We start from the raw sequence: 2,500 nt of genomic DNA, 5'->3' as shown, positions 1-2,500 counted from the left end.
GGGTGACGGTGTGCCTGTTGAAGAATGAGCCGGCGACTTATAGGCAGTGGCAGATTAAGGCGAGAATGCCGAAGTCAAAGCGAAAGCGAGTCTGAAAAGGGCGAATAGGTCACTGTTTATAGACCCGAACCCGGGTGATCTAACCATGTCCAGGATGAAGCTTGGGTAACACCAAGTGGAGGTCCGAACCGACCGATGTTGAAAAATCGGCGGATGAGGTGTGGTTAGGGGTGAAATGCCAATCGAACCCGGAGCTAGCTGGTTCTCCCCGAAATGTGTTGAGGCGCAGCGGTAACGATTATAGGCGGGGGGTAAAGCACTGTTTCGGTGCGGGCTGCGAGAGCGGTACCAAATCGAGACAAACTCAGAATACCCGTTGAACACGTTGCCAGTGAGACAGTGGGGGATAAGCTCCATTGTCGAAAGGGAAACAGCCCAGACCACCAGCTAAGGCCCCCAAATTGTCACTAAGTGATAAAGGAGGTGGAATTGCCGAGACAACCAGGAGGTTTGCCTAGAAGCAGCCATCCTTAAAAGAGTGCGTAATAGCTCACTGGTCAAGCGATTCTGCGCCGAAAATGAACGGGGCTAAGTGACATGCCGAAGCTGTGGGATTAATAAATTAATCGGTAGGGGAGCGTTCCGTAGTAGTGAGAAGTACTAGCGAGAGCAGGTATGGACGAAGCGGAAGTGAGAATGTCGGCTTGAGTAGCGCAAACATTGGTGAGAATCCAATGCCCTGAAATCCCAAGGGTTCCTCCGGAAGGCTCGTCCACGGAGGGTTAGTCAGGACCTAAGGCGAGGCTGAGAAGCGTAGTCGATGGACAATCGGTCAACATTCCGATACTGATGATGGATAGTGCAGAGGGACGGAGAAGGCTAGGCCAGCCGGATGTTGGTTACCGGTTCAAGTGTCCAAGGTGATGAGGAGCGGTGAAAACGCTCTGAGCTGAGGCATGAGTACGAGGGTCTACGGACCCGAAGTGGTTGAAGTCAGGCTTCCTAGAAAAGCTCTAAGCACGATAATCCATGATTACCTGTACCCGAAACCGACACAGGTGGGATGGTTGAGAATACCCAAGGGCGCGAGATAACTCTCTCTAAGGAACTCGGCAAAATGGCCCCGTAACTTCGGGAGAAGGGGTGCCACCGAGAGGTGGTCGCAGTGAAGAGATCCAGGCGACTGTTTACCAAAAACACAGGTCTCCGCGAAGTCGTAAGACGAAGTATGGGGGCTGACGCCTGCCCAGTGCCGGAAGGTTAAGGAAGTCGGTCAGGCTCTTCGGAGTTGAAGCTGGCGACTGAAGCCCCGGTGAACGGCGGCCGTAACTATAACGGTCCTAAGGTAGCGAAATTCCTTGTCGGGTAAGTTCCGACCCGCACGAAAGGCGTAACGATCTGGATGCTGTCTCAGAGAGAGGCTCGGCGAAATAGGAATGTCTGTGAAGATACGGACTACCTGCACCCGGACAGAAAGACCCTATGAAGCTTTACTGTAGCCTGGTATTGGGTTCGGGCCTTGCATGCGCAGGATAGGTGGGAGACTAAGAAGTTGCTCTTGTGGGAGCAACGGAGTCAACGGTGAGATACCACTCTTGTGAGGCTAGAATTCTAACCCTAAGCCATTAGCTGGCGAGGGAACAGTATCAGGTGGGCAGTTTGACTGGGGCGGTCGCCTCCTAAAAGGTAACGGAGGCGCGCAAAGGTTCTCTCAGGCTGGTTGGAAATCAGCCGTAGAGTGTAAAGGCAGAAGAGAGCTTGACTGCGAGACAAACAAGTCGAGCAGGGACGAAAGTCGGCCTTAGTGATCCGACGGCACTGAGTGGAAGGGCCGTCGCTCAACGGATAAAAGTTACTCTAGGGATAACAGGCTGATCTCCCCCAAGAGTTCACATCGACGGGGAGGTTTGGCACCTCGATGTCGGCTCATCGCAACCTGGTGCGGAAGTACGTGCCAAGGGTTGGGCTGTTCGCCCATTAAAGCGGTACGTGAGCTGGGTTCAGAACGTCGTGAGACAGTTCGGTCCATATCCGGTGCAGGCGCAAGAGCATTGAGAGGAATCCTCCTTAGTACGAGAGGACCGGGAGGAACGCACCGCTGGTGTACCAGTTATCGTGCCAACGGTAAACGCTGGGTAGCCAAGTGCGGAGCGGATAACCGCTGAAAGCATCTAAGTGGGAAGCCCACCTCAAGATGAGTGCTCTCATGGAGTTAATCCAGTAAGGTCACGGGCAGAACACCCGTTAATAGGTTGTAGATGGAAGTGTGGCAACACATGAAGTCGAGCAATACTAACAGACCGAGGGCTTGACCTCGAATCACAACAGACGTTGGTGACGAAATGACAAGGGACTATGCAGCCTTCAAGGTTTTGAAGATATTCCTGGTGTTCATGGCACGGTGGAACCACACTGACCCATCCCGAACTCAGAGGTGAAACGCTGTAGCGGCGACGATACTTTGGGGGCAGCCCCACGGGACAATAGCTCGATGCCAGGG

General features: G+C 53.6%; 2 rRNA genes (1 of these 2 cut by a window edge). Both read left to right on the top strand.

The features are described from left to right. Nucleotides 1-2,316, top strand: a 23S ribosomal RNA gene (locus H6F72_RS29540); it begins 569 nt to the left of the window's first position. A 67-nt stretch (nt 2,317-2,383) separates the two neighbouring features. Continuing rightward, nucleotides 2,384-2,500 (top strand): 5S ribosomal RNA (rrf, locus tag H6F72_RS29535).

Source organism: Trichocoleus sp. FACHB-46 (assembly GCF_014695385.1).
Lineage (GTDB): Bacteria > Cyanobacteriota > Cyanobacteriia > FACHB-46 > FACHB-46 > Trichocoleus.
Note: the sequence above shows the minus strand (reverse complement) of the source record. Positions and strands in the feature narration are given on the sequence as shown.